Origin of the sequence: Tsukamurella sp. 8F (genome assembly GCF_029167375.1) — a bacterium.
Classification (GTDB): domain Bacteria; phylum Actinomycetota; class Actinomycetes; order Mycobacteriales; family Mycobacteriaceae; genus Tsukamurella.
The window spans coordinates 1-5,328 of record NZ_JARFTP010000063.1 but is presented as its reverse complement, the minus strand read 5'-3'; the positions used below and the strand labels follow the sequence as shown (position 1 = coordinate 5,328).

Genomic DNA, 5,328 nt, shown 5'->3' with positions numbered 1-5,328 from the left:
GTGTTGGGTGGATGTTTCGTGTGTGGTAAGTCCTCGACCGATTAGTACCGGTCACCTGCACCCCTTGCGGGGCTTCCAGTTCCGGCCTATCAACCCCATCGTCTGTAGGGGGTCTTACCCACTCGTTGGTGGTGAGAAACCTCATCTTGGAACAGGCTTCCCGCTTAGATGCTTTCAGCGGTTATCCCTTCCGAACGTAGCCAACCAGCCGTGCACCTGGCGGTACAACTGGCACACCAGAGGTTCGTCCGTCCCGGTCCTCTCGTACTAGGGACAGCCTTCCTCAAGTTTCTAACGCGCGCGGCGGATAGAGACCGAACTGTCTCACGACGTTCTAAACCCAGCTCGCGTGCCGCTTTAATGGGCGAACAGCCCAACCCTTGGGACCTACTCCAGCCCCAGGATGCGACGAGCCGACATCGAGGTGCCAAACCATCCCGTCGATATGGACTCTTGGGGAAGATCAGCCTGTTATCCCCGGGGTACCTTTTATCCGTTGAGCGACACCGCTTCCACATGCCGGTGCCGGATCACTAGTCCCGACTTTCGTCCCTGCTCGACCCGTCGGTCTCACAGTCAAGCTCCCTTGTACACTTGCACTCGCCACCTGATTGCCAACCAGGCTGAGGGAACCTTTGGGCGCCTCCGTTACATTTTGGGAGGCAACCGCCCCAGTTAAACTACCCACCAGGCACTGTCCCTGAACCAGATCATGGCCCGAGGTTGAGGTGTCCAACACGATCAGAGTGGTATTTCAACAACGACTCCACACCCGCTGGCGCGGATGCTTCACAGTCTCCCACCTATCCTACACAAACCGAACCGAACACCAATACCAAGCTGTAGTGAAGGTCCCGGGGTCTTTTCGTCCTGCCGCGCGTAACGAGCATCTTTACTCGTACTGCAATTTCGCCGAGTCTGTGGTTGAGACAGCAGAGAAGTCGTTACGCCATTCGTGCAGGTCGGAACTTACCCGACAAGGAATTTCGCTACCTTAGGATGGTTATAGTTACCACCGCCGTTTACTGGGGCTTAAATTCTCAGCTTCACCCCCGAGGGGGTTGACCGGTCCTCTTAACCTTCCAGCACCGGGCAGGCGTCAGTCCATATACATCGTCTTACGACTTCGCATGGACCTGTGTTTTTAGTAAACAGTCGCTTCTCTCTGGTCTCTGCGACCACCCCCGGCTCCCACCGCACGGGTGTTCACCGGGTGTGGCCCCCCTTCTCCCGAAGTTACGGGGGCATTTTGCCGAGTTCCTTAACCACAGTTCTCTCGATCGCCTCGGTATTCTCTACCTGACCACCTGTGTCGGTTTGGGGTACGGGCCGTCCCGACTCTCGCTAGAGGCTTTTCTCGGCAGCATAGGATCATGGAGTTCACCGCTACGGCTACGCATCACCTCTCAGGCATCGTGGGATGCGGATTTACCTACACCCCGCCCTACAGGCTTACACCGGCACATCCATCCGCCGGCCCCACTACCTTCCTGCGTCACCCCATCGCTTGACTACTACCAGACGAGGTCCCACGCATCCCCCGACCGCCGCCACCCGAAGGCGACGTACGGCGGGCTCTGGGCGGTTAGTACACCTGTTTCGTCATGGTCGATCCGGGACGGGTACGGGAATATCAACCCGTTGTCCATCGACTACGCCTGTCGGCCTCGCCTTAGGTCCCGACTCACCCTGGGAGGATGAACCTAGCCCAGGAACCCTTGGTCAATCGGCGGACACGTTTCTCACGTGTCATTCGCTACTCATGCCTGCATTCTCACTCGCGACACCTCCACCGGACGGTTCACACCCCGGCTTCTACGGTGACACGACGCTCCCCTACCCACCCGCCACCAGGTGACGGGTGCCGCGGCTTCGGCGGTGTACTTGAGCCCCGCTACATTGTCGGCGCCCAGCCACTAGACCAGTGAGCTATTACGCACTCTTTCAAGGGTGGCTGCTTCTAAGCCAACCTCCTGGTTGTCTTCGCGACCGGACATCCTTTTCCACTTAGTACACGCTTAGGGGCCTTAGCCGGCGATCTGGGCTGTTTCCCTCTCGACTACGAAGCTTATCCCCCGCAGTCTCACTGCCACGCTCTCACCTTGCCGGCATTCGGAGTTTGGCTGACGTCAGTAACCCGGTAAGGCCCATCGGCCATCCAGTAGCTCTACCTCCGGCAAGAAACACGCGACGCTGCACCTAAATGCATTTCGGGGAGAACCAGCTATCACGGAGTTTGATTGGCCTTTCACCCCTACCCACAACTCATCCCCTCAGTTTTCAACCTAAGTGGGTTCGGGCCTCCACAACATCTTACTGCTGCTTCACCCTGGCCATGGGTAGATCACTCCGCTTCGGGTCCAGACCCGGCGACTACAGAAACGCCCTGTTCGGACTCGCTTTCGCTACGGCTACCCCACACGGGTTAACCTCGCCACCGAGCACTGACTCGCAGGCTCATTCTTCAAAAGGCACGCCATCACCCACCCGAAGGCAGGCCCTGACGGATTGTAAGCGCACGGTTTCAGGTACTATTTCACTCCCCTCCCGGGGTACTTTTCACCTTTCCCTCACGGTACTCGTCCGCTATCGGTCGCAAGGAAGTATTCAGGCTTACCGGGTGGTCCCGGCAGATTCACAGCAGATTCCACGAGCCCGCTGCTACTCGGGCATCGACACCAGGAGACACACGGTTTTCGGCTACAGGACTCTCACCCACTCCGGCAGGCCGTTCCAGACCACTTCACCTAACCACACGTTTTCTCACTCCCACCCAGCCGGATAGAACCAGGACGGTCGACCCCACAACCCCACACACACAACCCCTACCCGGTCTCACATGCGCATGGTTTAGCCATCCTCCGCTTTCGCTCGCCACTACTCACGGAATCACAATTGTTTTCTCTTCCTGCGGGTACTGAGATGTTTCACTTCCCCGCGTTCCCTCCACACCACCTATACATTCAGCGGCGGGTGACACCACACAACTGGTGCCGGGTTCCCCCATTCGGACACCCTCGGATCACAGCTCGGTTGACAGCTCCCCGAGGCTTATCGCAGCCTCCCACGTCCTTCATCGGCTCCTCACGCCAAGGCATCCACCGAACGCCCTTACACACTTACAACACACGAAACACACACCCAACCCCACCCCCACACACACACAACACACACACACACAAACAAACACATGAATGAATGCATGAACGCATGCATGAAACAGAGGGGAGGCCGGGCATACGTCCCGCACAAAAATCTCGAACACATTTCGAAACTCGATAACAATCGAAACTCGAAACTCGAAACTCGAAACAAATCGATATTCGATATTCATCGAAAATTGCAGAAACACTGACACACACCCACCGCCACACCCTCACCACCCGCGATCACAGCAGGCGGCGACGGCACAGCATCAGGCATGCATCGATGCTCGCGTCCACTATACAATTCTCAAACAACACACCCCACCCCGCCGCCACCACGCCGGCCGAAACCGCGACCGCAGCACCGCACGAGACAGGAAACCCGAGAAGGACCTGCCCTCTCAGAACCCCAACAGTGTGCCGACGAAACCCACCCCGAAACCGGCCCATCACGAACCGAACCGGGAACAGGCGCCAATGTTCCACCCAAAACTCTTCGTTTCAGAGCAACCCCGCCGGACAACACCCGTGTCCGCCGCGAGGCGATCCAACAACATGCTCCTTAGAAAGGAGGTGATCCAGCCGCACCTTCCGGTACGGCTACCTTGTTACGACTTCGTCCCAATCGCCAATCCCACCTTCGACCACTCCCTCCCACAAACGGGGTTGGGCCATGGGCTTCGGGTGTTACCGACTTTCATGACGTGACGGGCGGTGTGTACAAGGCCCGGGAACGTATTCACCGCAGCGTTGCTGATCTGCGATTACTAGCGACTCCGACTTCATGGGGTCGAGTTGCAGACCCCAATCCGAACTGAGACCAGCTTTCGTGATTGGCTCCACCTCACGGTATCGCAACACTCTGTACTGGCCATTGTAGCATGTGTGAAGCCCTGGACATAAGGGGCATGATGACTTGACGTCATCCCCACCTTCCTCCGAGTTGACCCCGGCAGTCTCTCACGAGTCCCCACCATCACGTGCTGGCAACATGAGACAAGGGTTGCGCTCGTTGCGGGACTTAACCCAACATCTCACGACACGAGCTGACGACAGCCATGCACCACCTGTATAGAAGGCACAAGGCACACCACATCTCTGCAGTAGTCCTCTATATGTCAAACCCAGGTAAGGTTCTTCGCGTTGCATCGAATTAATCCACATGCTCCGCCGCTTGTGCGGGCCCCCGTCAATTCCTTTGAGTTTTAGCCTTGCGGCCGTACTCCCCAGGCGGGGTACTTAATGCGTTAGCTACGGCACGGATCCCGTGGAAGGAAACCCACACCTAGTACCCACCGTTTACGGCGTGGACTACCAGGGTATCTAATCCTGTTCGCTACCCACGCTTTCGCTCCTCAGCGTCAGTTACTGCCCAGAGACCCGCCTTCGCCACCGGTGTTCCTCCTGATATCTGCGCATTCCACCGCTACACCAGGAATTCCAGTCTCCCCTACAGTACTCAAGTCATGCCCGTATCGCCTGCACGCCCGCGGTTGAGCCGCGGGATTTCACAGACGACGCGACAGACCGCCTACGAGCTCTTTACGCCCAGTAATTCCGGACAACGCTCGCACCCTACGTATTACCGCGGCTGCTGGCACGTAGTTGGCCGGTGCTTCTTCTCCCACTACCGTCACCCCGAAAGGCTTCGTCGCAGGTGAAAGAGGTTTACAACCCGAAGGCCGTCATCCCTCACGCGGCGTCGCTGCATCAGGCTTGCGCCCATTGTGCAATATTCCCCACTGCTGCCTCCCGTAGGAGTCTGGGCCGTGTCTCAGTCCCAGTGTGGCCGGTCGCCCTCTCAGGCCGGCTACCCGTCGTCGCCTTGGTAGGCCGTTACCCCACCAACAAGCTGATAGGCCGCGGGCCCATCTCCTGCCGCAAAAGCTTTCCACCACACCCCATGCGAAGCGCAGTCCTATCCGGTATTAGACCCCGTTTCCAAGGCTTATCCCAGAGCAGAAGGCAGATCACCCACGTGTTACTCACCCGTTCGCCACTCGTGTACCCCCGAAAGGGCCTTACCGTTCGACTTGCATGTGTTAAGCACGCCGCCAGCGTTCGTCCTGAGCCAGGATCAAACTCTCCAAGAAAAACACACGAAACACAAAAGCGTTTCAGCGTAATCCAAGAAAAAATCCCGAAAAACACAACGAAAACATGCTGACATGTCCTCAAAAAA

The 5,328-nt window shown here is 57.6% G+C and carries 2 rRNA genes; both read right to left on the bottom strand.

What is annotated here, in order from left to right:
* Positions 1-21: 21 nt before the first annotated feature.
* Positions 22-3,125 (bottom strand): 23S ribosomal RNA (locus P0W64_RS22460).
* A gap of 587 nt (positions 3,126-3,712) precedes the next feature.
* Positions 3,713-5,239 (bottom strand): 16S ribosomal RNA (locus P0W64_RS22455).
* The 16S and 23S rRNA genes sit together here, the layout of an rRNA operon.
* Positions 5,240-5,328: the final 89 nt, after the last annotated feature.